The sequence below is a fragment of the Paenibacillus sp. J31P316 genome (assembly GCF_056269105.1).
Window position 1 is genome coordinate 179,946 of sequence record NZ_JBWDNI010000007.1, and the last position, 26,788, is coordinate 206,733.

Consider the following 26,788-nt stretch of genomic DNA (forward strand, 5'->3'; position numbering starts at 1 on the left):
CACCGCTATTTGTTCATTTTTCATTTCGGCGATGAGGATAAGCGTATGGCTTAATCCGAACTGCCGCTCGACAGCGGCTTCGTAATCGAGACGAGCACGAGCCCGACCACCAGAATGACGGCCCACGCCGCAAAGGACGGCCACCCATCCGGCAGCAAACCAAGGAATTCGTACGCGATCGGCTTGCCGAAGATCGCCTTAATCAGCGGCTGCACAACGGTTGCAAGCCCGATGAGGCTCAAGATGATACCCACGACCTGCAAGCCGTCATTTTGAATCTTCTTCACGTTCATCCCTCCTTGTCGCGAGCATGAATGTACGAACGGTCTCTTGTATGGCCCCTTCCAAATCCTCGATTCCGTTCGTGGCAATCCGGCCGCTTAAATGGTCGATCGCGCTTCGAATGAGCATGGCCATCAGCTCGGGGGAAAATGACCTGAAGCTTCGTTCTTCCGATTGCCCATACTGAAAAATCTCGATAAGCGGCTGATGGATCCGATTGTCTTGATCGGTAAAAGCCAGCGTACCGTCCTTGTTCCTATGGTTAGCGATGACGTGCATGATCGCCAGCGTCCGGTCCCGATTAGTGGCGGCGTAACGCAAATTGGCATCGATATAGGACGCCAGCGCTTCGGGCGCTGTTTTATCGATGACCATATGTTTCGCCATATACTCCGCCGCCTCGCCAAAGTAAGCCGCTACAAGCTCATGTATAAGCTGATCCTTTTGCGAGAAATGATACGTGACCACCCCTTTGCTGATGTTCAGCAGCTCCGCGACCGCCCCGAGCGAACAGCCGGCGTATCCGTTCTTGGCCAGCAGCTCCTGCGAGGCAAGCAGGATGTTGTTTCTTGTTTCTTTCATGCTTCTCCACCTTTGTGTCCATTCCAATCGTTCGCTTGTTTTATCTCTATAACTATTTTAGTACGATCGAGCTAAAATTGCACACTGTTTTTCGTACGATCGAGCTAAACGGCTCATCACCCGCATTAAAATACGCGTACGACCATCCTATTCTGCATTTGCCCACTCCCTAGACCGCTGTCCTTCATACGATATAGGGTTCCTGCAATTCATGACAGCGCATTTATTATCCGCATAGGAGTTGGGCGCATTGAAATCCAAAACGCAGCTAACCGGTCTGGTGATCTTCCGAGGAGATCCGGGCTACGAGGTCGCTCGCAAGAATTGGGATCCCCATACCGACAGATTCCCCAAAGTGTTCGTGTTCGCGAAGCGCACGCAGGATGTCGCCAATGCCATCCGATGGGCCAACGCGAATAACGTCCCCATTCGGCCAAGAGGCGGCAGGCATTCGCTCGAAGTCAATCTGTCGCAGGTCAACGGCGGCCTTGTCATCGACGTCAGCAAGATGAAGCAAATCAACTTGAATAAAAAGAAAAGCACGGCCATCGTCGGATCCGGCAACACCGTGGGAAGAATCGCTAAAACCCTTGCGCCGCTAGGCTTTATCGCGCCTTTCGGCGACAGCCCTACCGTAGGAATCGGCGGCATCACGCAGGGCGGCGGAATCGGGCCGCTGCAGCGCACGGTCGGCCTCGTAAGCGACAATTTGCTTGCGCTCGAAATGGTCGACGCGAAGGGAAGAGTCATTCGCGCGAGCAAGAAACGCAACGCCGATCTCCTGTGGGCTACCAAAGGCGGCGGCGGCGGCAATTTCGGCGTCTACACGAAGTACAAATTCAAGGTGCACGCCGCTCCGGCGAAGGCGACCGTATATCGCATCACCTGGCCATGGGCCCAGTTCCCGGAATTGCTCAAAGCCTGGCAGCGCTGGGCGCCGGGCGTGGATACGAGGCTGGGCAGCGAATTCTCGATCGGTCCGAAAAAAGGCGGCAACGTCACCATGAACGGGCTCTTCCTCGGATCGAAAACGGAGGCGCTTCGCCTATTGCAACCCATGCTCAGCGTAGGAACGCCGACGAGCAAAATCATTCGTTTATTGCCTTACCCGAAGGTCGTGGACTTCCTGCTGCCTCCGGACCCGATCCTGACGCAAAGGGAAAGCAATCAATTCTCCAGCGGCTTCGGCCGGCATCCGTTCCCGGATAAAGCCATCGCGTATATGCGTCAATTCTTGGAGAAGGTCGAGGGCGAATTCGCCGGCTTCTTCTTCCTCAACTGGGGCGGCGCCGTAAGCCGCGTAGCTCCTAGAGCGACGGCATTCTACTGGCGCAAAGCGAAATATTACGTCGAGTGGAACAGCTCTTGGGTGAAGAAAAGCGATGCCGCCAAAAATATTGCCCTCGCTCGGAATTTGCGCAAGAAGCTGCAGCCTTATATCGTGGGGTCCTATATTAACGTGCCGGACCAAGGCATCAAGAATTCCGGGCCGGTATACTATGGAGCCAACTATCCCCGGTTGCGCAAGGTAAAGGCGAAATACGATCCGGGCAACGTGTTCAACAATCCGCAAAGCATTAAGCCGGCTTGCAGCGCGTGCAGGCTGAAGAAGAAAAAATGATGCAAAAAAGCTCCTTCGCTGCAGAAATGCAGACAACGAAGGAGCTTTTTACTTTGCTATCCAGTACTTTTCAGGGAGAAAGAACCGCGATTGCGCGCGGCGGCCCGGCAACGGGCCTCTATCCCTTCCTATCGATGGCTCTGCAACTATCGCTGGCTCTGCATCGCCCAGGCTTCGACATCCCACGTCTTCGTAACCCAATCCTCATAGAACTCAGGCTCGTGGGAGACGAGCACGACCGTGCCTTTGTAGGCTTGCAGCGCGCGCTTCAATTCGGCTTTGGCGACGATGTCCAAATGGTTGGTCGGCTCATCGAACAAAATCCAGTTGCTCTCCCGCATCATCAGCTTGCACAGGCGAACCTTCGCCTGCTCGCCGCCGCTGAGCTGATTCAGAGGACGCGTAATATGCTCGTTCTTCAGCCCGCAGCGGGCAAGCGCCGCCCGGACCTCATGCTGGTTCATGGAGGAGAACTCATCCCATACGTCCTCCAGCGGCGTCATCGTCGGCGCTTTGGATTCCTGCTCGAAGTACGCGGGAGATAGATAATCGCCCGTATATCGCTTGCCCTCCAGCGGAGGAATCACGCCGAGAATCGATTTCAGGAGCGTGGATTTGCCGACGCCGTTGCAGCCCACGATGGCAATCTTGTCGCCGCGCTCAATGACCATGTCCATCTTGGGCAGCAGCGGCTTGCTGTAGCCGATGACCATGCCTTCTGCCTCGAATACGAGCTTGCCGCTGGACCGGGACTCCTTGAAATTAAAGGTCGGCTTGGCCGCTTCCTCCGGCTTGTCGATGCGGTCGATCCGGTCGAGCTGTTTCTCGCGGCTCTTCGCGCGCCCGGAGGTGGAAGCACGCGCTTTATTTTTATTAATGAATTCCTCTTGCTTCTTAATGTAGTCCTTTTGCTTCTCGTAGGCGTCGATATGCTGCGCTTTGTTCAGCTCGGACATCTCGAGGAACTTCTCGTAATTGGCCGAATACCGCGTCATCTTCGTGAATTCAAGATGATAGATCACGTCGACAACCTGATTCATAAAGCCCGTTTCATGAGAAATGAGCATGAGCGCATGCGGATAATTGCGCAAATAATTCGTCAGCCAGTTTATGTGCTCTTCGTCCAAATAGTTCGTGGGCTCATCGAGCAGCAAGACGCCGGGCTTCTCCAGCAGCAGCTTGGCAAGCAGCACCTTCGTCCGCTGTCCGCCGCTAAGCGCCGTGACTTCGCGGTCCAGCCCGATGGCATTGAGGCCCAGGCCATTGGCCATTTCGTCGACCTTCACGTCGATCAGATAGAAATCGCCGATTTCAAGCTCCTCTTGAATCTCGCCCATGCGCTCCAGCAGCTGCTCCAGCGTATCCGGATCGGCATCGCCCATTTGCGTAGCGATCTCGTTAAGCTCCTCTTCCAGGACCAGGAGCGGCAGAAACGCATCCTTCAAGACGTCCCGGATGGTTTTGCCCGCTTCGAGCTTGGTGTGCTGGTCCAAATAACCGTAACGTACGCGAGGCGTCCATTCCACCTTGCCTTCATCCTTCAACAGCTTGCCGGTCAAAATGTTCATCAGCGTAGATTTCCCGGTGCCGTTCGCGCCGACCAGACCGACGCGCTCTCCCTCCAGCAAACGGAAGGACACGTTCCGAAACAGTACCCGGTCGCCGAACGTATGCGATAATTGCTCAACCGTCAACAAACTCATTATGATTTATCTCCATTCATGAAGTACCTAGTCAAACCCTGCAACTCTCTCGATTACCCGAATCATTGTACCACAAAAGCATGCCATCCATGGGTATCGCCCGTTAGAACAATTTCCCGCCGGTAGCCGTACGGTACCCGACTTAATCGAACAATCGCCGGTTTGCGGCCGGCACGTGAGCGGGCGGCGAAAATTCAAAGTGTTGCGCAGCGAAGACTAGTTGCTATAATACTAGGCAGAGAGGGGCGTGCGGTCATGGAGTACAGCTTGGACGTCAGATTCAAACCATTATTCGAAATCATGGGCAGCTTGCATGCCTATGTATGCCGTAAATCACATAAAAAGCTTGATTTATCCCCCTCCTGGGCGAAAGAAGTCCGTCAACGGATCACGCCCCAATTAGCGGAGCTGCTCGATCGCGTTCAGATCGACGGCGACTGGAAGCTGACGTATCTGCTCGTGCATCTGTGTCCCGGAGAAGGCGTCGGCGAATTCGTGGATTGGCTGAACGGGATGACGGCGGGGGAGCTTTACGAATTAATGTCGCCGTACGGGAACCAGTTCCCGAACCAGATGGGGGAATTTCGCAATCATACCGTCAGCCTGTTCGAGCAGTGGAACGAGCAATATTTCCGGCATGTCGATCCGTTGATTCTCGAAAAGCTCGGCGAGGAAGCGCTTTACCGGAAGCAGAGGCTTCCGTCGGCGGATCCGATCGCGTTCGTGGACGAGACGACGAACGGGCTGTTCTTCGCGCCGATGGACGGGCTGGAGCGAGTGGTCCTCATGCCGCAATACCATTTTCAGCCGGTCAACGTGATCAGCCACTTCGGCAAGGTCACGATCTGCCATTATGCCGCCAGAGTGTACGTGGGCGATGAAGATTTCCTGACGCCGCACGAGTACCGCATGATCCGGAGCGTCTCGGAGAAGAGCCGCCTGAAAATCCTGCGCTACCTGAACAAGGGACCGCGCTCGTTCATCGAAATCGTGCGCCATTTGGAGTTATCCAAGGGAATCACGCACGATCACATCTCCAAGCTTCGCAATGCCGGCATGCTGACGGCGCATTTCGAAGGCGAGACGCTGACCACTTACAGCGTTCGGACCAGCGCTTTGGAGCAGGTACACAGCAAGATCATGGATTATATCGAGCAAGGCGTGTAGGGATCGCACCTGACGCATCGCTGAAATCGGCCGCTTACGCATCGTGAAATGACGATGCGTGGGCGGTTTTTTCGTTGCAAAAAAGAATCCGAAAAGACATTGAATACGCTGAACTTCTATAATATTCTTTATACAAAGAATTATTTATTGGTTCTCTATTTACAGAACCACATTTCGTACCTATAATAAGGACAAATACAAAGTAAATCTATCGGGATTAAACAGACGGCTGCTTGCAGCCTATATTAGGAGGGTATCATGAAGAAAAGAATCGTGACCTTATCGACAGCCTTACTTGCGAGCGCATTGCTATTATCCGCTTGCGGCAACAATACGAACGACAATGCGAATGCCGGCGCCGGGAACTCGGCGAACGCGGGCCAGCCCGCGGCGAACAATTCGGCCAATAATGCAGCGGGCAACGACGGCGCTGCGGCAGATCCCGCAGCCGGTGCTGCCGGACTCGTCACCGCGTCGGACATGTCCAAGCTGCCGGACATCGCGCAGAAGCGCACGGACACGATCATCGTCGGCTTGACCGATCCGAGCGGCGCGTTCACGCCGTATTTCCAACAAAGCGGTTACGACGGCAACGTGTCGTCCCTCCTCTACACGCCGCTCGTGAAGGTCGACGACAAAGGTCTTCCGATTCCGGGCTTGGCCGAGAAATGGGACGTGTCCGCGGACAACTTGACGTATACGTATCACCTGCGCAAGGATTTGAAATTCAGCGACGGCACGCCGCTTACGGCCGACGACGTTGCCTTCACGTGGACGATCCTGTACGACAAGTCGTATGACGGCGACTCCCTGGTGAACACGCTGAACGTCAAAGGCGGCGATGCCTATAAAGCGGGCACGGCGACCAGCGTCTCGGGCATCAAGGTGATCGATCCGCAGACGGTTTCCGTCACGCTCGAGAAGCCGAATGCCAGCGCGCTTACGCTGCTCGGATCGGACGTGCTTTCCAAGGCGTATTACGGTAAGGACTACAAGCAAGGACAATTGGATTACATGAAGAAGCTAAGCGGAAGCCCGCTCGGCACCGGCCCGTACAAGCTGGAGAAATTCATTCCGGGTCAGGAAGTCCGCATGGTCGCGAACGAGAATTACTATGACGGCAAACCTAAAACGGAGCATTTTATTTATAAAACGGCCCAAGGCGATACGTGGCAATACCTGGAGACGGGCGAGGTCGACTATGCGTCGTTCACGGCCACGAAGGAAAACGTCGATAAGCTCAAAGCGCTCGGCTTCGTTAATATCCTTCCTTACACGCCGAGCACGTACGGCTATCTTCAATTGAACCTGAAGCATCCGGCCTTGCAGGACAAGCTGGTCCGCCAAGCGCTGACGTACGGCTTGGACCGTCAGAGCATCTACGTGGACGCGGCGCAGGGCGCGGGCCAAGTCGCGAACATTCCTTCTTCGCCGATCTCGTGGTCGTATACGGAGGACGGCATCAACCCGTACAAGTATGATGCGGAGAAAGCAAAAGAACTATTAGACCAAGCCGGCTGGAAAGTGGGCGCGGACGGCATTCGCGAGAAGGACGGCAAGAAGCTGACGGTTCACTTCCTGGGCTCCAAGAAGCCGGAAACCGATATCTTCATCGCCGTGGCCAAAGAAGATTACGAAGCTTTGGGCATCAAATTCGAGCCTGAAGTATTCGCGGATTTCAATGCGCTCGTCTCCAAGGTCGAAGGCGGCGATTACGATATGGCTTCCTTCTCCACGTCGCTTCTGACCGATCCGTCGGACGGCCTGCTCCAATTCGTCGATGGCGAAATTCCAGGCTACGACAATCCGGCGTTCAAAGCGTTGTACGACAAAGGCTTGGCAACGTCGAATATCGACGAGCGCAAAGCCGTGTACAAAGATATTTACAAGCTGCTGAACGACGAGCTGCCGGTCATCTTCACGAGTTATAAGAAAAGCGTGTACGCCTACAACGGTCGGATTCAAAATCTAAGCGTCAGCCCGTTCAACGGCCTTGCCCCAAGTCTGCCGAGCTGGACGCTGAGCCAATAATAACGAACCAAACAAACGCGATTCCCTGTCCGATCTCCGGGCGGGGAATCGCAGGTTAAGGAGTCGATTATGAGCACGTACATTACGAAGCGGATCCTGTATATGATCGTCATTTTATTCGCGGCTTCCTTCTTGATCTTCTGCCTGTATGCACTGACGCCGGGCGACTTCATCACGGGCAATATCAAGCTGACGCCGGAACGCAAAGCGGAGCTTCGGGAGATCTACGGGTTGAACAAACCCGTGATCGAACGGTACGCGATCTGGATGAAGAACGCCTTCCACGGCGACTTCGGCTATTCGCTGTCGCAGCAGAAGCCCGTACTCACTTTGTTTAACCAGTACGTCTGGAATTCATTCCTGCTCGCGGTCGTATCCACGTTCTTGACGTGGCTGATTGCCGTCGTCGTCGGCGTCGTCGCTGCGTACAAGCAGTACTCGTGGTTCGATACGATCGTCATGGTGGCGCTCTTCGCGGCGATGTCGATCCCGTCGTTCTTCATCGGCCTCTTCCTGATCAAGATGCTGGCCGTCGATTGGAAGTGGCTCCCTCCGGGCGGCATGCTGACGACGGGAAGCAATTCGACGGGAATGGCTTACGTCAAGGAAGTCATTCACCATATGATCCTTCCCGTGATGGTCATGACCTTGCTCGGGGTCGGCTCTCTGACCCGCTACTTCCGAAGCAACATGATCGACGTCATCAAGCAGGATTATATTCGCACGGCCCGCGCCAAGGGGTTGAAGGAACGCAAAGTATTGTTCACGCATGCGCTGCGCAACGCCCTGCTGCCGGCCATCACGTTGGTCGGCTTCGAGCTTCCCGCCCTGTTCGGCGGCTCGCTCATTATCGAGAAAATTTTCAACTGGCCGGGCATCGGTCAGCTCTATATGCAATCCTTCAGCCTGCGGGATTATCCGCTGCTCATGGGATTCACCCTGTTTATCGCGATTCTGACCGTCATCGGCACGCTGGTCTCGGACATTTTGTACCATGTCGCCGACCCGCGGGTTCGGCTGTAGGAGGTCCTTTCGGATGTCAACGATTCACGGAGAGGGGACGGCGGTATTGTCGTCCCCTAAACCTAAACCAGTCTATACGTCGCTGTGGAAACAATCCCTGAGGCGGCTGCTCAAGAATAAACTCGCCGTGTTCGGCTTCGTCGTCGTGGCGTTCATGTTCGCGGCGTGCTTCATCGGCCCGCTGTTCTCGCCGTATACGGACAACAAGATCAATATGGCCTTCATGAACAAGGCGCCCAGCCTGAAGCACTGGCTGGGCACTGACGCGCTCGGACGCGACGTGCTGACCCGCGTGCTGCAAGCGGGGAGAATCTCCTTGACCGTCGGGCTGGCTTCCATGGTGCTGTCGGTCTTCGTCGGTTCCCTGCTCGGCGTTATCGCCGGTTATTATCGGGGCATCGTCGACCAAATCATCATGCGTCTGGCCGATCTGCTGCTGACCATTCCGAGCCTCCCGCTTCTGTTTATCCTTGGCGCGCTCCTGTCGGAGTGGAAGGTGCCGACGGAGTACCGCATGTACATCGTCATGCTGATGCTCAGCATCGTCGGATGGCCGGGGCTTGCCCGGATGGTCCGGGGCCAGATGCTCAGCCTGCGGGAACGCGAGTATATGCAAGCGACCGTCGTTCTCGGTCTTCGCGACCGCCGAAAGCTGTTCAATCATTTGCTGCCGAATTTAGTGCCGCTGCTCATCGTCATTGCCACGCTAAACATCGGCGGAGCCATTCTGTACGAGTCCGTCTTGAGCTATTTCGGACTTGGCGTGATGGCGCCGACGCCGACGTGGGGCAATATGATCGACGCGGCCAACAACATGATCGATTTCCAAGACCATCCGTGGCTATGGATTCCGCCCGGCTTCTCGATCTTCGCGACCGTCATCGCCATTAATATCTTCGGGGACGGTCTGCGGGATGTCTTGGATCCCAAGCAGAAAAGGTAGGTGTACGTGAACATGGATAACGTACTTGACATAGAGCATTTAAGCACGCATTTCAAGACGGAAGACGGCATCGTTCGCGCCGTCGACGACGTGAGTTTGCAGGTCCGCCAAGGCGAGATCGTCTGCATCGTCGGCGAGTCCGGCAGCGGGAAGAGCATCACGGCGATGTCGGTCATGGGACTGATCGAAGCGCCTGCGGGGCAGGTCGTCAAGGGGAGCATAGGCTTCCGCGGCGAGGACTTGCTGAAGCTTAGCCGCAACGAGCTTCGCACCATTCGGGGCAATGAAATCGCGATGATCTTCCAGGAGCCGATGACTTCGCTCAATCCCGTGCTGCGGATCGGCGAGCAGCTGATGGAGCCGCTCATGGAGCATCGGAAAATGAGCAAGAAAGCGGCGCGGAAACGAGCGATCGAGCTGATCGGCGAAGTAGGCATCTCCCGCGCGGAGCAGATCGCGGATTCGTATCCGCATGAGCTCAGCGGCGGCATGCTGCAGCGCATCATGATCGCCATCGCGATCTCCTGCGACCCGAAGCTGCTGATTGCCGATGAGCCGACGACCGCGCTCGACGTGACGATCCAAGCGCAGATTCTCGATATGCTGCGCCGCTTCAAGGAAGAATCGGGCATGTCGATCCTGCTCATCACGCATGACCTCGGCGTCGTGGCGGAGATGGCGGATTACGTGGTGGTCATGTATGCGGGCAAGGTGGTCGAGGAAGGCGAAGTCGTCGCTTTGTTCGAGAATCCGCAGCATCCGTATACGCAGGGCTTGCTGAAATCCAAGCCGATTATCAATCAGCGCCAGGACGAGCTGTATTCCATTCCGGGACAGGTTCCGAACCCGCTGGAGCTCGTGCCCTCCTGCTACTTTCACGACCGGTGCGCCCATTGCATGGACGTCTGCAGGACAACGGAGCCCGCATTGAAGGAAACCGGCAATCAACAGAAGGTTGCCTGCTGGCTATACGAGGAGGCGATCGCGCATGTCTGAGCAACGGCAGCCGCTGCTCGAGGTGAACGGGCTCAAGAAGTATTTTCCGATCAAATCCGGCCTGCTCAGCCGCACGGTCGGCAGCGTGAAGGCCGTCGACGATATCAGCTTCTCCATTAAACAGGGCGAGACCTTCGGCCTGGTCGGGGAATCGGGCAGCGGCAAGAGCACGGTGGGTCGCACGATTCTGCGGCTGACGGACAAGACGGACGGCGAAGTGAAATTCAAAGGCGTCGATCTCTACGGTCTGCCGCCCGAAGAGCTGCGCCGGCTGCGTCCGAAAATGCAGCTGATCTTCCAGGATCCGTACAGCTCGCTGAATCCCCGCGTGCGCATCGGCGACGCGATCGGCGAAGCGCTGCTCGACCATGGCCTCGTGCCGCGGGCAGAGATCCGCGATCGGGTCATGGAGGTCCTTGCCGCCTGCGGGCTGTCGTCGTACCATATCGACCGTTTCCCGCACGAGTTCTCCGGCGGCCAGCGGCAGCGCGTCGGCATCGCCCGGGCGCTCGTCCTGAATCCCGATCTGATTATCGCCGACGAGCCGGTCTCCGCGCTGGACGTATCGATTCAAGCGCAGATCATCAATTTGTTCCGCAAGATGCAGGACACGCAGGGATTGACGTATTTGTTCATCTCCCACGACCTCAGCGTCGTCGAGCATCTATGCTCGCATATCGGCGTCATGTATCTCGGCTCGATGATGGAGACGGCATCGCGCGACGAGCTGTTCCGCAATCCGCTTCATCCGTACACGAAGGCGCTGCTGTCGGCCGTGCCGATTCCGATTCCGAAGCTGAAGCGCGAGCGGATCGTGCTGAGCGGGGAACTGCCGAACCCCGCCGATCCGCCGTCCGGCTGCAAGTTTCATACGCGATGCCCGTTCGCCGTTGCGCGCTGCCGGGAGGAAGTGCCGCAGTTCCGGAACGTCGGCAGCGATCATAACGTCGCTTGCCATCTCGTATAAGGGAGCGCGGCCAAGCAACGCTGAACTCATGCCAAAAGACCGTAACGACCGCTGTAAAGCGGCTCTTACGGTCTTTTTATTGTTTACTTCCGGCTGCTGCAGGCGCGACTCCGCCCCTGAAGGGCAGCTTCTCACGCCGCGGCCGATGCATTGACCATTAGTTCAATCGCACCGCAGCCTGCTTCCCTTGCTTCAGGAGCAGCGTGTAATACACGACGTAATAAGCGAACATAATAAGCAGGAATCCGGACGCCCATTCGCTGGTTCCCGCGTTGAAGGAATAGCTCCAGCCGCCTTCATGGGACATCGGGGCCATTTCATACACCCTGTATGCCAAGCGCCCGACGAACAAGGCCGTCACGATGCTGCCGATCCACGCGTTCGTCTTGAAATACAGCCCTGTGCCGCGGCGTTCGAAGGCTGTCAGCGCGGCACCGACGAGGCCCAGCGCCGCTCCGACAAGAATCCCCAATACATCCGAAACAACGCTGATCGCGCTGAATCCGCTCTGCGTCATGAACAAGATGCCGATCGCCGAGAACAACCCGATCCGCAAGGTTAAGCTTCGCGTTCGAAGCTGGCTCCACGAGAAATTGCTGCGCACCCGCCGAATGACCCGATACCCCACCAAACAAGCAATGACTAGAATAATGATCTTCTGCATTTATATTGCCTCCCCATATGTGTCGTTCAACAGGTACAATCATATCCCGCGAAGGCAGATCCGCTCGACCGCCGCTGGATATAACCTTATTGCGCCCGCCTTATATCCGCAGATAGAGATGATCGGTCCGCGCCTCAACCGGATTGCGTTCCGGCGCTTCGCTTGGCTACAATAACCAATAGGATCGAGTCGGAGCCATGCTGCAGAGGCGCAGGACAACGGAGGCGGAACGAACACATGAACTTGAACGACCGGCGTTTCTTCATTCGCACGACGGCCGCGGCGGCATCCGCAGCCATTCTTTTGCACGCGGCTGATTTCTTCGAGGGATCTCCCGTGAAAATCGCGCTGAACGTCCTCATATGGGCGACGTTTGTCAGCAGGTTCCTGCTGCGGGACTTCTGGCAGACCAACAGAAACGCCATCGCGTTCGTGGCGCTGGTTGCTTTGGAAACCGCGGCGGGCATGATTTGGTTCGGCGAAACCGCACTGATTTATTTTCTCGCGATCACGGTCATGACGACGGTCGTCCGAATAACCATGGGGCCGAAGCGCGTCCCGCTTCTTGCTGCTCTGATTCTCATCACGGGGCTGTACATGGCCTTCGGCAACGTAAGCCTGTTCAGCTTCCTGACCTTCGCCTTCATTGCGACTTTCTTCTACTTAAACGTCCGCAGCAGGCGTCAGCGCGACAGCATATACGAAGAGAATACGCGCCATTTGGCCGAGCTGCAGGTTGCCTACGCGCATCTTCAAGAGGCATCCGTCGCTTCGATGCGCAATGCGGTGCTGGACGAACGCACGCGAATCGCGCGCGACATCCACGATTCGGTCGGGCACAGCCTGACCTCGCTTATCGTGCAGCTGCAGGCGCTGCGCTACATGATCGTCAAGGATCCCGTTCAGGCAGAGCAGACGCTGCCCGGCATGCTGGAGGTTGCCCGCCAAGGGCTGCAGGATATCAGAGCTTCCGTTCATTCGTTGGCCGACGATCGGTCGGTGTCCGGCTTGGCGCCGCTGAAGGCACTGCTCGCCAGAATGGAGGCGACGTCTTCCATCCGGTACGAATTGCGAACCGAGCTGCAGGAGGAAGAGATCGATGCGGCGGACGTCAGACTACTCTTCGGCGTGATGCAGGAAGCCATTACGAATATGGTTCGCCATTCCGGGGCCGACTACGTCGACGTGCGAATTTCCAGGGAAGACAGCCGCATTGTTCTGCGGATCCTGGATAACGGCATCGCGACGGCAAGCGAACCCGTTCAAGAGGGTTTCGGTCTGAGAATGATGCGGTCGAGAATCGAAGAGGCCGGCGGGCGGCTGACATTCGGGACTGCGGAACCGCAGGGGTTCCGGATTACGGCGGAGCTGCCGGCGGGAACGGCTGACGCGGAGACTGCAAAGGGAGAGGGAGAGGCGAATGATCGACGATAAAATTAACGTGCTGCTTGCGGACGATCAGAAAATGATCCGGCAAGGCTTCAGCTACGTCATCGGCCTGCAGAGCGACATGGTAGTCGTCGGCGAAGCGGCGGACGGCAAAGAAGCCGTCGCTCAGGCAACCGCCCTGCAGCCCGATATTATACTGATGGACATCCAGATGCCCGGCATGACGGGCATCGAAGCCTCCAAAGCGATCTTGAAGCAGCTGCCCCGCGTCAAAATCGTCATGCTGACCACGTTCAACGATCCCGACTATATTTACGAGGTCATCCGTTCGGGCGCCGTCGGCTATTTGTTGAAGGACGCGGACGTGGAGGATATGCTGGACGCCATTCGTTCCGCCTATCGGGGCGAAGCCGTGTACCGGACGGATCTGGCTGCGAACGCGCTTTCCCGCGTCGTCTCGTCCGCCTATCTCATCCCTGATGCAGGCGCGGACGCTCCGCTGCTCGAGCCGCTGACGGAGCGCGAACAGGAGATTTTGCAGGAGATGGCATACGGCCTCCGCAACGACCGCATCGCGCAGAAGCTGTTCATCAGCGAGGGAACCGTCAAGTCCCATGTCCATCGCATTTTGCAGAAATTCGGCTGCGGCGACCGGACCGAGGTTGTCGTGACGGCGCTGCGGAAGGGAATGGTCAAGTAAGACAGGATGCAGCCTCGCAACCGCTAGCGTTTGCTCCAATCAGGGGTCATTATTAATAAGCATGCACAATTAACTTCAACAATTAACTTCAACAAAAAAAGAGCCGCGGCTATGCTTCCCGCCCGGCTCTTCTCTATACGCTAAACTTACAAGTTGAACTTTTCTACCGCTGCTTCCAGAACGGAGATCCGCTTCTTAAGCAGCTCCGTCGTATCGGCAATCCGTTTCGCCGCTTCCAACTGATTCGTGGACATCTGCTGAATGAATACCGTGCTCTCCGCGGTCACCGACGAGATCTGAGAGATTTGCTCCACCGATGCGCTTACCTCTTCGGAGCTGGCCGTAACCTCCTCCGCAGCCGCGGAGATCTCCTGGATATGGCTGTTGACGAATACAAAACGGTCCACCGTGTCGTTAAATAACGATTCGACTTGTCCGGAGAGCTCTTTGCCCCTGAACATTTCCTTGGATTCCTCCGACATCCGCTCGCCGATCAGCGCGGACTCCTGTTGAATTTGCAGAAGGAGCGAGGTGATCTGCGCCACGGACACGGATGAAGCCTCTGCAAGCTTGCGAACTTCGCTGGCCACGATGGCAAAGCCCGATCCATGCTCGCCCGCTCTCGCCGCCTCGATGGAAGCATTAAGGGCGAGGAGCTTGGTCTGGTCGGCGATGCTCGTAATCGATTGAAGCACCGGCTCGATCTCTTGCATGTAGGCATTCAGTACCTGCACGGAATTCGTCGTCTGCTCGGCGACATCGGAGATCGAGGTGACTTGGCCTTTCAGCCAGTGAATCGAATTTCTTCCCTGCTCCGCGGTTTCGAGCGCTTCCATGGAAGCGATCGATACGCTGGTCGAAGCCTCCGAGGTTCGTTGAATGGCCAGCGTGATCTCCTCCATCGATTCCGCGCTGTCCGCCGCCCCTGAACGCTGCTGCTGCGCGCTGTCGGCCAAATGCGTGATCGATTGCTCGAGCTGCACGTTCAAGGTCAACATCCGGGCAGCCTCCGAGCTGAACTGATCGGTCGTATGCACGAGCTCTTGCGTGGTCATCTTCACATCGCGAACCACGTCCCCGAGCGTGACGCCCAGCCGCTCGATCATCTGCAGCATAGCTGCATACGCTTGTCCGATCTCGTCGTTCGAGCTGATGCGTTTGGCGGCAAGCTGGTATTTGGCCTCCGCGAGGTCGCCCCTTGCAATGGCCTCCGCGCCTTTGACGATCGTTCCGAGCGGCCGCAAAGCGCGAGACAGGAACAGCGCCATGAGCACGAACACAAGGAGTGTCAGGATCCCCATCAAGATGAATATAGGCGTACTTGAATCCATCACTTCGCGATAGATCGTTTGCGATACCGATACGTCCGTGTCGATTCCGATCGCGCCGATAATCGTTCCGGCCGAATTACGCAGCGGCGCAAAAGAAGAGAGATACGTCCCGTACTCCGGGTTGTGTATGATGTTGGACTTGGCGGTCTGTCCCTTCAATACCGATGCGATCGCTTCCTTCGGCATATCCGTGACTTCGCCGATCGGCGACGCATCATCGGCTTCCTTCGGCTGTCCGTCAATAAGAAGGATAGGCTGTCCTTTATCGTCGATTTTGACCGTATATACGTACAAGGCACCGATCTCCAGTCGGTACGCATTCAATTCATCGCGAAGCTTCCAGTAGAGATCGTTGTCTTTCGCGTCGGCGAGGAAGGCTTCATAGGATTTGACGTCGAATTGTCCCGCATAAGCCTCCGCGACGTGCATGCTGAAGCTGCCGATCGCTTCTTCGCTTGCTTTCTTGGTGTTGCGAACCTGCAGGTAAATCAAGATTGAAGATAGAACAAGGAGGATCGTCAGAATCATAATCGATAGTTTGAACACGAGGCGGCCTTTACGTCTAAACATGCAATCTAAACTCCCTTTGCGACAAATTTCCCTATTTTTCCTTTTAATACGACAACTATAGAATTCGCCGGTCGGCCCGATTATTCCTGCTCATGACATGGAAATATATGCAACGAAAATACCAGGCAGCGGTGATTGGCTCACCGGTCCCTCATAATAAAACAACGTCGCTCGCTCCAGCTTCGGCATGTAACCTCCCGGTTGCTTTAACGTAGATATATTCGAGTCGCAGGTTTCTTCCTCATCAAAGGAGCAGATCCGAATGTCGTTGCCAACCAAACGTGCCGTATCACTCGATTTAGCCAGAGGTGCCATGCTTCTGCTCATTGCGCTGGCCCATGCACCGCTCTACTTGTATAACGCTGAACCAGGCATTCTTCAACATGTCGAGAGCACCGGCTTTTTCGACCGGTTTGTAAATTTCATGGGAATGCTCTTCGTCGATGCCCGGGCCAGAGCGTTGTTTGCCGTTCTATTCGGTTATGGGCTAGTCCTAACCTTCGATAGACGGACCTTGCAAGGGATAGGCATCCATGAAGCCTCGAGGACGGTTCGTCGCCGATGCTGGTATTTGCTCCTATTCGGGTTCGTGCTGGCCGTCGTTATTGGAGGTCAGGATATTCTGATGGCCTACGGGTTAGCCGGTCTGCTCGCCTCTTGGCTGCTAACGCGCGGGAACGGAACGCTGATTCGGGTCTTTATGATTCTTACGCTATGCTACGCCGTTATTCTTCCGCTCTTATGGGGGTTTCTCGTTCAAGATGCCGGAGATTATGGGTTTGAGCCGGAGTATGCCGCCACGGACACCTACCTCCATATAACCTTGGAGAGGCTACTCGCATTCCCTTCGATTCCCTTGCTCATCCACATCCTGTTTCCGATTCTTCCACCCGTCATTCTCGGCATGTGGATGGCTAGACACCAACTATTGACGGATCCAGCGAAGCGGATGAGGACACTCTCCATCCTCGTACTGCTGGGACTAACCGTTTCTTTGATGGGCGCGCTGCCTGTGACTTTCATAGATCGCCCGTGGCAGCCCGGCTTCTTTACGGCCGGCGTCCTGTACGGCGTCCACGTCTTTACCGGATTCGCCGGCGGGTTAGCCTATGCGGCTCTCTTTGGCATCATCGGCTCCAAAATAAAAGGGACCGGCGCGCTTTCCCGTGCACTAATGGCGCTTGGGAAGCGTTCCCTGACCTTCTTCGCATGGAACGAAGCGATGCTTGTTCTCCTTTTATCTCCGGTTGCCTTGGACTTAGGAGGAAGGGTGAGCAACGGTACAGCCGCCGGGATTGCCATCGGCGTCTGGAGTCTGTCCCTTTTCCTGGCTGCATGGCTGGAGAAGAAGGATCGGATGGGACCACTCGAAGCATTGCTCAGGAGGCTCGTGCTCAAAAATTAAATGCATACGTGCATCACAGCTTTAGCCAACAAAAACGGCAAAACAACAACAAGGCAAAAAAGGAGGCTTTCGCCTCCTTTCCGCTTCTCCCTGCTCACCATGCTGTTCACTTCAATGAAAATGCTTCATTCTTCACGCCGATATCATGGTCAGGCAGGCTACTTCCGTGTTCCAATCGCGCTGGCATAAACGGCGATCGGCGGCTCTCCAAAAGCCTCTGCATAGTCCTCTCCCAACCAGACGCCGAAGCTGGTCTGCCGGTTGAACCCGAGGCTCCGATAATACGCCGCGTCCCGACGAATGACTTCTTCGTCGAAAGGCAGCGGCTCAAGCGGCTTGAGCCAGTGTAGATACCGGGAATTGTCCATCCAGTATTCCAGAATTTGAGCACCTTCCTGTCCGAACAGCTGCAGCAAACCAGGCAGATGCTCGAGCTCTCGAAAGTTCTCGGGGCAGTCCGGATCGTTGATCGGCCGGGACGAATCGCGGTAGATCGGGGCGTACTCCAGGAAAATACCCGCGTCGGGCCGCACGTTGCCCGGTGCTTGAATCGTGTCTTGGTAAGCCAAGTAGCAGTGCTCCGCCTTCGAGTCGAATCGCCGAATTCCCCGCAGGATATGGTTGTAGAACATCATTGCCTGATCCGAAGCGGACAGAGACAGGCAGCCCCCGCAGTGGCATGCACTGTCAGTCACGTCGTCGATCCAATAATAGTACCGCCCCGTCGGCGAAGGCAGCGCACGAGCCAATTCTTCCGACCGTGTCTCCAAATAACGAAGGGCCTCCGCGTTGGACGCGCACAAGTTAAAGTCCGAATTCCTGCTCCCCGTCTCGTCCATCCGGAACCAGTCGGGATGCTCCGAGAAGAGGGCCCTCGGAACGAGCCACGACATGGCATGCGCTTCGAACTCGAGTTCCACGTTCAGCTCCTTCATCCGTTCCGCGAACCGTTCGAAGCCCGGCGTCTTCACGAAATCCAGCATTTTCTCGAGCTCCTCCAGCGCGCCAGCGCCCCAGCCCGGATGAATCCCCACCAGGTTAAGGCCCGAACGCGCGATCAGACTTGCCCAATAGGGCCCCGTCTCCTCGGGTAGTATGAGTATGCCGCGTTTATCTTCCAAAGGGCAGCTCTCCTCTTGATGTCAAAACTTATCCGCCGTATACCAGAAGATCGGAAGCGGAAACCATCCGGCCGGCACCGGAGTCTCCATAAACCGGCCATGCGGCGTAAGCAGAAGCGTCTGGGCCTGCTTCTTGTTAAGCTCCGGGGCGCCCGGTTTAGCCGACCGTTCGACGGTAACGCCGTTCTCGTCCACGCGGGCGGTAACGGGCTGGCCGTCCAGCACGGCGGAGAATTCGCCTGCCGCAAGTCCGATCGTCCGGTGCTTCAGCGTCAAATAAGCTTCCATCACGCGGGCAAAATCTATGATATGGAACATGTCGGATGTCTCGATCGCGTAATTTTCCGCGAAACGACTCAGGCTCGCATTCAGCTCCGTCTCATACTCCGGCGCGAGAACCGATATCCAATCCGTGCCGGAGTGTGCCAGATACGCCTTGATCGCCCGCGGAATATCGTCCGTATTCTCCATGGCGAGCTCGGTTATTTCTTTGCCTGTTTTGCTGACGACGACGTAACCGATCAGCCGGTCTCCCTCCAACACGCCGAGAGCCTGCTGCTCAAGACCGATTAAGATGAGCGGCATCTGCTGGAGGTCTCGTTGAACGTACGCGGGCCGGGCATCGTTCAGCTTGTGCGCGAAAGCCGCCGCGCCTTCGATATCGAACAAAGGCCGGATGGATAGTCCTTGCGCGTCTGCGTTGCCCAGCGCATGTCTAACGTTGACTTGTCCAATCGAATACTTGATCTTCACCCCTCCAAAGGTGAAATCGAAATATTCGTACCGCTGACGCTGCCCGTTTAATACGAGCATGTCGTACGACTGAGGCGCTTCCTCAAGCCACTTGTTCATCAGCACCTTCATATGCCCTTCTCCGCGCGCCCTTGGATGCACCGACACAATTCCCAAGTAACCGGCGCGCAGCGGGAAGCCGCCGACGTTCATCGGCTCCGGGTACACGGCTACCAGCGCGCGAAGTCGGCCCTGCTCGTCCGCCGCGACCATATGGATATCCGAAGATTCGATGCCCTTGCCGTACACCTTGGGAATGATGGATTCGAAGTCGATCTTAAATGCGTAATTGGCTAAATCGATATAGGCCTCACGCTCATCCGGTCTTGCCTTCCTGTATTCCAGCACGATATTAGCTCCCTTTGTATGATTTTGGGGACAGTGATGTAGATCGCAATGATGAAACCACTTCCATTATACAAGAAAAGCGAACCTCGAAAACGGGCAGAACTACAGGAAGTTGGCGTTCCGCGGACGAAATTTTGTGCGTTGGCAGCTTGTGGCGCACTCCGTGCACCTACTGCTCCGAACCTCGCGGTTTGGCAGCCTTATGGTGCACTGGGTGCAACTCTTGCTCATTTTCCGCACAACTGCATGCCCCATCGGATTAACTAAAAAAAAACCGGACGCCGATTATCGAAAGCGGCATCCAGGGTTCTTCGCATGACGTCATTACCTATTTCCCACTTTCGGCTCGCGCCGGCAATGCTACTTCCCAGCCTTAAGATCGACCAGCGTCTGCGCCAGCGTGTCGATCTGACCGAGGATGGACACCGGATCGAAGTAGAAGTAGGTCTTATAATCGAGCATGATGACGTTGCCGTTCTTCACGGCCGGCAGGTTCTGCCAAATTTTGCTCTCCGTGATCGCCTTCACTTGCTCCTCCGAGGTCTCCGGTGTGTACGTCGCGAGGAAGATATAATCCGCGTTCGCGATCTCCGGCATCTTCTCGGGCGAAATCTCGACGTATTGCGCCCCGTTATCGATGACGTTCTTCTGGATCCAATCCGGCGCTTTAAACTTAAACGCGTTGTAGATGACTTCCCCTCCGCGGCCGTAGTTGTCTCCCATGACCGCGAGCGTATTGCCGCCGATCTCGAGCAGCGCCGCCGTCGTCTCGCCCGGCTTGAACGCATCCTTCAGCTTCTCCTGCGCCGTCTTCGCCTTGCTCTCGTATTGCGCGAGCCAATCGGCCGCTTCCTTCTCCCGGCCCAATAGGTCGCCGAATTGCTTCACTTCGTCGCGAATGTTCTTGATCGAATCGTATTTGATGAACACGGTCGGCGCGATCTTGGCAAAACTGTCGTATTCGTCGGCAAGCGTATCGTTCAAGAAGATCACGTCGGGCTTCATCGAGAGAATCTTCTCCGCGGAGGCCGGCGAGCCGATATCTTCCATCTTGGCTTCTTGTTCCTTCAAGAACGGACTGCCCATCCACCATTCCTTGCTTCCGCCGATCGGCTGCAGCCCGAGCGCAATCAACGTGCCGTGGTAATAACCCGAGACGATACGCTGCGGATCGGCCGGAATCTCAATATCGCCTTTGGCCGTCTTCACGATGCGGGTGGCCGCATCCCCGGCCTTGCCCTCGTTGGTGCTGCTACTGTTGCTGTTACCGCTGGTGCCACCGTTGCTTGTAGTATTATTGCTATTGCCGCTTTTCGTGCCGTTGCTGTTTTTGGCGTCGCTAATGCCGTTGCTGCTGTTGCTGCCATTGTTGCCGCACGCGCTAAGCACGACCGCCACACTTAAGACAATCATAAGCGTACTCGTAAACTTACGAAGAACCGCTGACATGTCGAATAATGCCCCCTATTCTGAAAATGAGAAATATTATCATTTGAATGATAACAATTCTCAGATAGGATGTCACGTCTATTTTTGGCCTCTTAAGACACCGACGGGCTAACGCACACAGGGCTGATGCAGTCGCATGTATCGTTCTACGAAAAATTTTTTCCAACTTCTAAATACATTTCGTATCTAAAATTCTGATTATTATGATACAATTCGTATTGTTTGGCTGCTAGGTTCTCATTCCTTTCTCAGCCGAATAAATAGGAGAAGATCATACTCATATCGGAGGGATTCCCATTTCACTTTCATTGACCAGCCCGGCTAAAAAATCGCTCGTCATCCTGCTCGCCATCATCGTCCTGTTCGCTACCGTTTCGCTCGGACGCTCATCTGCCGCGCCGATTGATGCGCCGTCCAATCTCCAAGTCTACCTGAAGCTCGACTCGATTCCGGGCGAATCCACCGTGAAAGGTTTCGAGCAATGGATCCCGGTATCCGACGTCGAATTCGGCTTGGAAGCTTCCGTCTCGCGGGCAGCATCTACTACAGGCATGGCCGTAGGCAAGCCCGATCTCTCCAGCCTCTCCTTCACGAAGCTGTACGACGCCGCCTCCGCGCCGATCTTCCTCAACGCGATGCAAGGCAAATCAATCAAGAGCGCAACGCTTGTTTTCGTCAAGCCGGGCCCTACGCCGGTCAAGTTTCTGACGATTGCCCTGAACAATGTCTTTATCACGTCGTATTCGTTCAATGACACGGTCGAATCCATCTCCCTGGAGTACGGCATCATCTCGTTCGGCTATGCTTCGCAGAAACCGGACGGCTCCCTGAATCCGGTAGCTAGGTCGGCATGGGATGCCGCCAAAGCAACGACCACAACGCCGCTTCTTCCATAATCCCCGCAGCGCCGTATCGCTGATTAGCAAATAACCATCTATTCGCAACACATTGAACCGGGCGGAGCGCCAAGATGGCGCGCTGCCCGGTTTATTCGTATTTCTTAGTAGCTTAAGGGTCTGCAAACAGACCCGGCCATAGAATTAGCAGCGTCTTTATCCAATGTGATCGAATTGACATCCTACCCGCACTCAAGTATCTTGATAATAAAGCATCTTGACTATCAAGATATATTTCAGCACTAGGAGGACAAGCATTTGGCAACGAATCGACCGGATCAACCCACGGAGCAACAAGAAAACCTGACGAAGGGCATGCGCGGACTGGGAACGCGAACGGTACTCTACCAGCAAAGCGTAGCCGCTGCCTTGGGGTTATATAATAACGACTTTCTATCCATCGACATTCTGCATGAGAAGGGTCCCGTGACCGCCGGCGAGCTGTCGAAGCTGACCGGACTCACGACCGGCAGCGTTACCTCCCTGATCGACCGGCTCGAGAAGAGCGGTTTCGTGCGCAGGCAGCCTGATCCCCATGACCGCCGCAAAGTGATCATCGTTCCCCTCTACGAGCATAAAGAAGAAGTCAGCCGTACGTACCTCCAGCTTCACGCGGCGATGGTCGAACTGGCCTCCGCTTACTCCGATGAAGAGCTTGCGCTCATTACGCAGTTTCTATCCAAGGCAGGCAGCGTGCTGGAAGAGCAAATTCAACAGCTCAACGCCCATGCACGCCATACGAAATGATGGTGCGGACCGAGCATACGAAATGATAACGAAAAGGAATGAGTCCAATGGCGGTACTGGTTATCTACGCGACCAAAACAGGCGCAACGACGCAGTGCATACAAGTGTTAGCCGAGGAGATTGCGAATTGTACGGTTTGCGATATTCAAGCGGAGAAGCCTTCGATCGAGGATTTCGATCAGATCATTCTTGGCGCGGGCGTCCGGGACGGGAAAATATACAAGCCGATTCGCGACTTCATCAAAAAAAATCATGACGCATTGCGAAGCAAGAAAATGGGCTACTTCATTTGCAACGAGAAGCCCAAGGAAACCGAAGAAATCATCGAGCGGAATATTCCCGCCGACCTCAAAGAAGCCGCCGTATGCATTGCATCGTTCGGCGGCTATAAAGCATATGCTGCGCCCAAGGAAGGCACCGATCAGCTGAGGGGGATTTTCGTGGATCGCATTAAAGCTTTCTCTGAAAAATTCACGGGATAAACGGTTATTTCGAAGCGGTTGGGAGATTGGCAGGGCCGTGCGTCCATCTCGCTGCGTTCCGCGATCCGAGAAGCCCTTAACGATGACTTTGTCTTCTCATCCACTGGGTCGCTACCCATTTCTCCCCGACCGAGACGGGATTGCCCGCATGCAGCGTCCGTTCGTTGAGATCGTGATCGTTATAGAAGTATTCGAAGTAGACGGCGCTGCCCTTCTTCGGGGTTACCGCAAAATGAAGCGAAGGAAAATACGTCTCGCCGCCTTCTTCCACGTCATTGAGATACATCACCAAGGTACTGATGCGGTTGTTCGCCACATGATCGGACGTGAAGTAATCGTAATGGGGCCGATACTGCTCGCCGGGCTTATAATGTAAAATTTGCAGCGGTTCGGCATGCGAGACCGGTATGTTCATCAGTTCGGACACTCTTGTCTCGACCCTAAGAATCGACTCGTTCTCGCTCTCCTCGAAGAACATGCTGCTGCTTGTCCGAATGTCGCTTTCCAGGTGAGCCTTGCCGATCTTAGCCCGCTGCAATCTGCTTTGGGCCAATGCAATGAGCGCATCGCATTCCGCATGGCTCAGTACGTTTTCCAAGATCAAGATCAGCGGTTCATTGATTTTGCCGACAATATGAATCTCTTTATCCGTTGTCTTGATTTTGTTTCCAACCGCATTCAGGATCGACTGCTCTCTAACGGCCATCTTCTCTTCCTCCACTCTTGAATACGGGAAACCGCTTGAATGAAGATTATGTCCGGTCGTTAAAGAAGTTCTCTGAATTTTTCGAAAACCCTTCCAAGAGGTTGTTTTTCTTGCCTATCGACGATTTCCGCTTCGCTTGAGGGAACACATGGAATCGCGCCTTGCTCAATCATGCAGCGAGGCAAATAAGCGCGGAACCTCGCTTAGGAATCGGTCATGCTGGAAGGCGGCGTAATCGTTCCAAGGCGCTTCGAAGAAGGAATAGCCGGCTGTCAGATGGATTTTGCCCTCGCGGACGGCAGGCAGGCTAAGCCACGCTTCCGACTGGGAGAGCCGCCGCCATCTGGCCTGCGAAGCCTCGTTCTCGTCGACGTGCAGCACAATGCGATCCGCGCCGAGCGCGGCAAGCTCAAGCGGCTGGACGGTTTCTTTCCACTCGACCGCGGAGATGCCCTTCGGCGCTGCGATTGCCAGATCATCGTAGAGCACCGTTCCGGCTTGACGGCCCCAGCAGGAGAGCTGGTCTCGGCTGACGAGCAGCACGAGCACGGCATCTTGTCCGATGCGCGGCAATATCGATTCCCTGGTCGCGGTTGCTTTGCGGTCATAGCGCGCCAGCCATTTGGCCGCTTCCGCGGGTTCACCGAGCAGCTCCGCGACGAGCGTCAGGTGGCGGCGCCAATCGTCGTCTTCGCCCAGGAACAAGCAAGGCGCGACGCTCTCCAGCCGTTCTCTCTCCTCGGGAGGAATCAAGTTCTCGATCCCGACAATATAGTCCGGGCGAGCTTCCAGCAGCGTCTCGTAGTTGTAGTCGTAGCTGTGGCTAAGCGGCACTTTGACCTCGTATTTGTACCTGTTGCGGTACTCGTCCGTCCAATAATGATCCATCGGAGCGGCGAAAGGAATCGTCTGCAGCGCCAGCAGCTGCCCGAAATTCACCCAGCTGTACGCGGCGACCTTGCGTTTCTGGTTGCGCTGGTAGACGGCGGGCGCGATGCCCGTCTGTTTCTTGAACAGCGTGCTGAAATAAGCTTCGTTCTTGAAGCCGACCTCATAGACGATACTGCCGATCGGAGCCGGCTTCTCGCCCTCCATGAGCCGCTTGGCTTCCGTCAGCCGAAGCTCGGTCCTGTATTCGGACACGCCTTTGCCGTAACGATCCTTGAACAACCGCATAAAGTGGTACCGGCTTAATCCGGCGATGCTCGCGAGCGAATCAATCGTGATCTCTTCCTTGTAACGACGAGCCAATTCCAATCGGGCGCTCTCCAGCGCGAAAGCCGTCTGCTGCTCCTGATAGCCGACCACGAGGCTGAGCAGCTCCAGCAAGCCGGCTTCGCAGCGGAGCCGGGATGCGATGCTCTCCTTGTTCCAATTGGAACGAATCGTATCGAACAGATGGGCGACCGCAGCCGCGGAAGGGACCGTCGTCTCGCCGATGAAAGGGAACGTGACGGGTATAGGGCCTGGCGGCGACTCGTAGACTTCGAATTCCAGCAGCAGCAATTCGAACGAAAGACCGGCGAAGTTCGTCAGCTCGATCAACTGGCCGGGGGCGCAGACGAGCAGCGTCCCCGGACGAAGGGGGAGCAGGCGACCGTCCACGACGAGGTTTCCCCCGTGGGAGGCGGACAGAACTAGCCAATGGAAGCGGCTCGGTTCCATGAAATTCCGTTCGGTCAGCCCCTTCTGCTCCTCGATGCGGAGAACCCGTGCATTCAACAACCCGTAACGGAGAAGACCCACAGCCTTGGGCTGCGGGTCGAGGAAGCGCTCCTTACTCATGGACGTCCTTCAGAACATCCGCGATGATGAGATCGTTGGCGATCGGATTCGCATTGAACCAATGGCCCGAGTCCGCTTCGAACACGTGTCCGGCTTTCACGGCCGCCAGATTCTTCCACAACGGGTTATTGACAGGCGGCTTGCCGCGCCCCTCGCCGGAGATGACGAAGATATAGTCGACATCCTTCAGATCTGCGAGCGCTTCAATGGAATATTGCTCGTATTCGCCCTTCAGCACGGCCGGCTGCTTGAAGCCGAGCGCGCCGTAGATCGTAGCCCCGCCGTAGAAATTCGGGCCGAAGAGCATGAAGCCCTTCTCCTCCGCCGCTTGCAGGACGACCGCCGTCTTCTCGGAAGGCAGGGTGCCGAGCGTCGTTTTCGCATCCGCCAGCTTCTGATCGTAGTCGGCCAGCGCTTGCTTCGCGGCATCGTCTTCGTTCAGCAAGGCGCCCAGCTTCTCCAAGTTGCCGCGCCAGTCGGCTTCGTCGTTGGAAAGCACGAACGTCGGAGCGATTTTGGCGAATTGCTCGTAGCTGCTGTTGCCCAAGTAACCAGGTGCGAGGAAGATGATAAGATCAGGCTTGTAGGACAACGCCTCTTCCGGCTTCAATCCGCCCTCCATGGCGAGCACGGGCACGTCCTTCAGCTTGTCCTGCAGATAATGCTGAGGAACGCCCGCCGCGCCCCATTGCGCCACCGGCTTCAGGTTAAGCGCGGTCAGCGGGTCTTCCAAGAAAGGAGCGATGATTCGCTGCGGGTGCGTCGGGACCGTCACTTCATGGCCCATGGCGTCAGTCAGCGTGCGGGACGCTTCCTCGGCTGGCACGGCATTGGCGTTGGCGGCATTGCTATTCGCGGCGTCATCGCCTGCGTTAGTCGAAGCCGTATCCGAGGAATTGGATGCTGCCGGAGTCGAAGCCGCGTTATTCGCGTCATTGGACGAATTGCCGCAGGCGGCAACGAACAGGACGAGCGATACGAGCAGTGCGAATGCGGAAAAACGTTTTATGGCTTGCATGTTTCTATAACCCCCAACGTTATTGATATTGATTATCATTATCTTTTACAAGTATAGAGGCGATGCATGA

24 protein-coding genes are annotated in these 26,788 nt (G+C 55.9%); 13 read left to right on the forward strand and 11 right to left on the reverse strand.

Annotation, left to right across the window (positions count from 1 at the left end; genetic code table 11):
• Positions 1-50: 50 nt before the first annotated feature.
• Complete coding sequence (locus tag AC0YNU_RS21120; RefSeq protein WP_475760284.1) at positions 51-287, reverse strand: hypothetical protein; 237 nt, start codon at positions 285-287, stop codon at positions 51-53.
• Positions 268-864: a TetR/AcrR family transcriptional regulator gene (locus tag AC0YNU_RS21125; protein WP_475760286.1), complete on the reverse strand. Its 597-nt coding sequence runs from the start codon at positions 862-864 to the stop codon at positions 268-270. The genes AC0YNU_RS21120 and AC0YNU_RS21125 overlap by 20 nt, the downstream gene beginning before the upstream one ends.
• A gap of 250 nt (positions 865-1,114) precedes the next feature.
• Between AC0YNU_RS21125 and AC0YNU_RS21130 the strand changes: the two genes are divergently transcribed.
• The gene (locus AC0YNU_RS21130) at positions 1,115-2,485 is read left to right on the forward strand and encodes an FAD-binding oxidoreductase (protein WP_475760288.1); all 1,371 of its coding nucleotides are present in this window, start codon (positions 1,115-1,117) and stop codon (positions 2,483-2,485) included.
• 146 nt (positions 2,486-2,631) lie between these two features.
• Here the strand turns inward: AC0YNU_RS21130 and AC0YNU_RS21135 are convergent, their stop codons facing one another.
• Positions 2,632-4,188 (reverse strand): ABC-F family ATP-binding cassette domain-containing protein, encoded by a 1,557-nt coding sequence (locus AC0YNU_RS21135; protein ID WP_475760290.1) that lies wholly within the window; start codon positions 4,186-4,188, stop codon positions 2,632-2,634.
• A 255-nt stretch (positions 4,189-4,443) separates the two neighbouring features.
• On the opposite strand from AC0YNU_RS21135, the gene AC0YNU_RS21140 reads away from it, so the two are divergent.
• From AC0YNU_RS21140 to AC0YNU_RS21165, 6 genes are all read left to right on the forward strand, one after another.
• Complete coding sequence (locus tag AC0YNU_RS21140) at positions 4,444-5,355, forward strand: helix-turn-helix domain-containing protein (RefSeq protein ID WP_475760292.1); 912 nt, start codon at positions 4,444-4,446, stop codon at positions 5,353-5,355.
• Positions 5,356-5,613: 258 nt separating this feature from the next.
• Complete coding sequence (locus tag AC0YNU_RS21145) at positions 5,614-7,386, forward strand: ABC transporter substrate-binding protein (RefSeq protein ID WP_475760294.1); 1,773 nt, start codon at positions 5,614-5,616, stop codon at positions 7,384-7,386.
• 69 nt (positions 7,387-7,455) lie between these two features.
• Positions 7,456-8,409, forward strand: coding sequence for an ABC transporter permease (locus AC0YNU_RS21150; protein WP_475760296.1), 954 nt, complete (start codon positions 7,456-7,458; stop codon positions 8,407-8,409).
• A 13-nt stretch (positions 8,410-8,422) separates the two neighbouring features.
• Positions 8,423-9,352: an oligopeptide ABC transporter permease gene (gene opp4C / locus AC0YNU_RS21155; RefSeq protein ID WP_475760298.1), complete on the forward strand. Its 930-nt coding sequence runs from the start codon at positions 8,423-8,425 to the stop codon at positions 9,350-9,352.
• Positions 9,353-9,364: 12 nt separating this feature from the next.
• Complete coding sequence (locus AC0YNU_RS21160) at positions 9,365-10,348, forward strand: ABC transporter ATP-binding protein (RefSeq protein ID WP_475760300.1); 984 nt, start codon at positions 9,365-9,367, stop codon at positions 10,346-10,348.
• Positions 10,341-11,315, forward strand: a complete 975-nt coding sequence (locus tag AC0YNU_RS21165) for an ABC transporter ATP-binding protein (RefSeq protein ID WP_475760301.1) — start codon at positions 10,341-10,343, stop codon at positions 11,313-11,315. Before AC0YNU_RS21160 ends, AC0YNU_RS21165 begins: the two co-directional genes overlap by 8 nt.
• 157 nt (positions 11,316-11,472) lie before the next feature.
• On the opposite strand, the gene AC0YNU_RS21170 is transcribed toward AC0YNU_RS21165, so the two are convergent.
• A complete protein-coding gene (locus AC0YNU_RS21170; protein ID WP_475760303.1) occupies positions 11,473-11,979 on the reverse strand; it encodes a CcdC protein domain-containing protein in 507 nt (168 codons plus the stop codon).
• Positions 11,980-12,216: 237 nt separating this feature from the next.
• Here AC0YNU_RS21170 and AC0YNU_RS21175 point away from each other — a divergent pair, with 237 nt between their 5' ends.
• A complete protein-coding gene (locus AC0YNU_RS21175) occupies positions 12,217-13,413 on the forward strand; it encodes a sensor histidine kinase (protein ID WP_475760306.1) in 1,197 nt (398 codons plus the stop codon).
• Positions 13,400-14,068, forward strand: coding sequence for a response regulator (locus tag AC0YNU_RS21180; RefSeq protein ID WP_475760308.1), 669 nt, complete (start codon positions 13,400-13,402; stop codon positions 14,066-14,068). Before AC0YNU_RS21175 ends, AC0YNU_RS21180 begins: the two co-directional genes overlap by 14 nt.
• Before the next feature lie 146 nt (positions 14,069-14,214).
• Here AC0YNU_RS21180 and AC0YNU_RS21185 read toward each other — a convergent pair whose 3' ends face one another.
• Positions 14,215-15,969, reverse strand: a complete 1,755-nt coding sequence (locus AC0YNU_RS21185) for a methyl-accepting chemotaxis protein (RefSeq protein WP_475760310.1) — start codon at positions 15,967-15,969, stop codon at positions 14,215-14,217.
• Positions 15,970-16,231: 262 nt separating this feature from the next.
• On the opposite strand from AC0YNU_RS21185, the gene AC0YNU_RS21190 reads away from it, so the two are divergent.
• Positions 16,232-17,374: a DUF418 domain-containing protein gene (locus AC0YNU_RS21190; RefSeq protein WP_475760312.1), complete on the forward strand. Its 1,143-nt coding sequence runs from the start codon at positions 16,232-16,234 to the stop codon at positions 17,372-17,374.
• A 158-nt stretch (positions 17,375-17,532) separates the two neighbouring features.
• On the opposite strand, the gene AC0YNU_RS21195 is transcribed toward AC0YNU_RS21190, so the two are convergent.
• The 3 genes from AC0YNU_RS21195 to AC0YNU_RS21205 form a co-directional block, all read right to left on the reverse strand.
• Positions 17,533-18,495 carry a DUF4838 domain-containing protein gene (locus AC0YNU_RS21195; RefSeq protein ID WP_475760314.1) on the reverse strand — a complete coding sequence of 321 codons (963 nt, stop codon included), beginning with the start codon at positions 18,493-18,495 and terminating at the stop codon, positions 17,533-17,535.
• Positions 18,496-18,516: 21 nt separating this feature from the next.
• Positions 18,517-19,635: a GNAT family N-acetyltransferase gene (locus AC0YNU_RS21200; RefSeq protein ID WP_475760316.1), complete on the reverse strand. Its 1,119-nt coding sequence runs from the start codon at positions 19,633-19,635 to the stop codon at positions 18,517-18,519.
• 360 nt (positions 19,636-19,995) lie between these two features.
• Complete coding sequence (locus tag AC0YNU_RS21205) at positions 19,996-21,084, reverse strand: ABC transporter substrate-binding protein (RefSeq protein ID WP_475760318.1); 1,089 nt, start codon at positions 21,082-21,084, stop codon at positions 19,996-19,998.
• 308 nt (positions 21,085-21,392) lie between these two features.
• Between AC0YNU_RS21205 and AC0YNU_RS21210 the strand changes: the two genes are divergently transcribed.
• The 3 genes from AC0YNU_RS21210 to AC0YNU_RS21220 all read left to right on the forward strand — a co-directional run bounded on the left by AC0YNU_RS21210 (position 21,393) and on the right by AC0YNU_RS21220 (position 23,209).
• Positions 21,393-21,980, forward strand: a complete 588-nt coding sequence (locus tag AC0YNU_RS21210; protein WP_475760320.1) for an Hcp family type VI secretion system effector — start codon at positions 21,393-21,395, stop codon at positions 21,978-21,980.
• A 315-nt stretch (positions 21,981-22,295) separates the two neighbouring features.
• Positions 22,296-22,727 carry a MarR family winged helix-turn-helix transcriptional regulator gene (locus AC0YNU_RS21215; protein ID WP_475760420.1) on the forward strand — a complete coding sequence of 144 codons (432 nt, stop codon included), beginning with the start codon at positions 22,296-22,298 and terminating at the stop codon, positions 22,725-22,727.
• Positions 22,728-22,774: 47 nt separating this feature from the next.
• On the forward strand, positions 22,775-23,209 hold the full coding sequence (locus AC0YNU_RS21220) for a flavodoxin domain-containing protein (protein ID WP_475760322.1): 435 nt from the start codon (positions 22,775-22,777) through the stop codon (positions 23,207-23,209).
• Between the two features lie 76 nt (positions 23,210-23,285).
• On the opposite strand, the gene AC0YNU_RS21225 is transcribed toward AC0YNU_RS21220, so the two are convergent.
• The 3 genes from AC0YNU_RS21225 to AC0YNU_RS21235 all read right to left on the reverse strand — a co-directional run bounded on the left by AC0YNU_RS21225 (position 23,286) and on the right by AC0YNU_RS21235 (position 26,718).
• Positions 23,286-23,915: a prolyl hydroxylase family protein gene (locus tag AC0YNU_RS21225; RefSeq protein WP_475760324.1), complete on the reverse strand. Its 630-nt coding sequence runs from the start codon at positions 23,913-23,915 to the stop codon at positions 23,286-23,288.
• Between the two features lie 165 nt (positions 23,916-24,080).
• Positions 24,081-25,700: an AraC family transcriptional regulator gene (locus AC0YNU_RS21230; RefSeq protein WP_475760325.1), complete on the reverse strand. Its 1,620-nt coding sequence runs from the start codon at positions 25,698-25,700 to the stop codon at positions 24,081-24,083.
• Positions 25,693-26,718 carry an ABC transporter substrate-binding protein gene (locus AC0YNU_RS21235; RefSeq protein WP_475760327.1) on the reverse strand — a complete coding sequence of 342 codons (1,026 nt, stop codon included), beginning with the start codon at positions 26,716-26,718 and terminating at the stop codon, positions 25,693-25,695. Before AC0YNU_RS21235 ends, AC0YNU_RS21230 begins: the two co-directional genes overlap by 8 nt.
• Positions 26,719-26,788: the final 70 nt, after the last annotated feature.

Coding starts and splice junctions, on each gene's coding strand:
- AC0YNU_RS21175 (WP_475760306.1), top strand. CDS start 12,217: ATGAACTTGAACGACCGGCGTTTCTTCATTCGCACGACGGCCGCGGCG.
- AC0YNU_RS21215 (WP_475760420.1), top strand. CDS start 22,296: ATGCGCGGACTGGGAACGCGAACGGTACTCTACCAGCAAAGCGTAGCC.
- AC0YNU_RS21140 (WP_475760292.1), top strand. CDS start 4,444: ATGGAGTACAGCTTGGACGTCAGATTCAAACCATTATTCGAAATCATG.
- AC0YNU_RS21170 (WP_475760303.1), bottom strand. CDS start 11,979: ATGCAGAAGATCATTATTCTAGTCATTGCTTGTTTGGTGGGGTATCGG.
- AC0YNU_RS21180 (WP_475760308.1), top strand. CDS start 13,400: ATGATCGACGATAAAATTAACGTGCTGCTTGCGGACGATCAGAAAATG.
- AC0YNU_RS21150 (WP_475760296.1), top strand. CDS start 7,456: ATGAGCACGTACATTACGAAGCGGATCCTGTATATGATCGTCATTTTA.
- AC0YNU_RS21235 (WP_475760327.1), bottom strand. CDS start 26,718: ATGCAAGCCATAAAACGTTTTTCCGCATTCGCACTGCTCGTATCGCTC.
- AC0YNU_RS21185 (WP_475760310.1), bottom strand. CDS start 15,969: ATGTTTAGACGTAAAGGCCGCCTCGTGTTCAAACTATCGATTATGATT.
- AC0YNU_RS21145 (WP_475760294.1), top strand. CDS start 5,614: ATGAAGAAAAGAATCGTGACCTTATCGACAGCCTTACTTGCGAGCGCA.
- AC0YNU_RS21220 (WP_475760322.1), top strand. CDS start 22,775: ATGGCGGTACTGGTTATCTACGCGACCAAAACAGGCGCAACGACGCAG.
- AC0YNU_RS21160 (WP_475760300.1), top strand. CDS start 9,365: ATGGATAACGTACTTGACATAGAGCATTTAAGCACGCATTTCAAGACG.
- AC0YNU_RS21230 (WP_475760325.1), bottom strand. CDS start 25,700: ATGAGTAAGGAGCGCTTCCTCGACCCGCAGCCCAAGGCTGTGGGTCTT.
- opp4C (WP_475760298.1), top strand. CDS start 8,423: ATGTCAACGATTCACGGAGAGGGGACGGCGGTATTGTCGTCCCCTAAA.
- AC0YNU_RS21205 (WP_475760318.1), bottom strand. CDS start 21,084: ATGTCAGCGGTTCTTCGTAAGTTTACGAGTACGCTTATGATTGTCTTA.
- AC0YNU_RS21135 (WP_475760290.1), bottom strand. CDS start 4,188: ATGAGTTTGTTGACGGTTGAGCAATTATCGCATACGTTCGGCGACCGG.
- AC0YNU_RS21225 (WP_475760324.1), bottom strand. CDS start 23,915: ATGGCCGTTAGAGAGCAGTCGATCCTGAATGCGGTTGGAAACAAAATC.
- AC0YNU_RS21125 (WP_475760286.1), bottom strand. CDS start 864: ATGAAAGAAACAAGAAACAACATCCTGCTTGCCTCGCAGGAGCTGCTG.
- AC0YNU_RS21165 (WP_475760301.1), top strand. CDS start 10,341: ATGTCTGAGCAACGGCAGCCGCTGCTCGAGGTGAACGGGCTCAAGAAG.
- AC0YNU_RS21190 (WP_475760312.1), top strand. CDS start 16,232: ATGTCGTTGCCAACCAAACGTGCCGTATCACTCGATTTAGCCAGAGGT.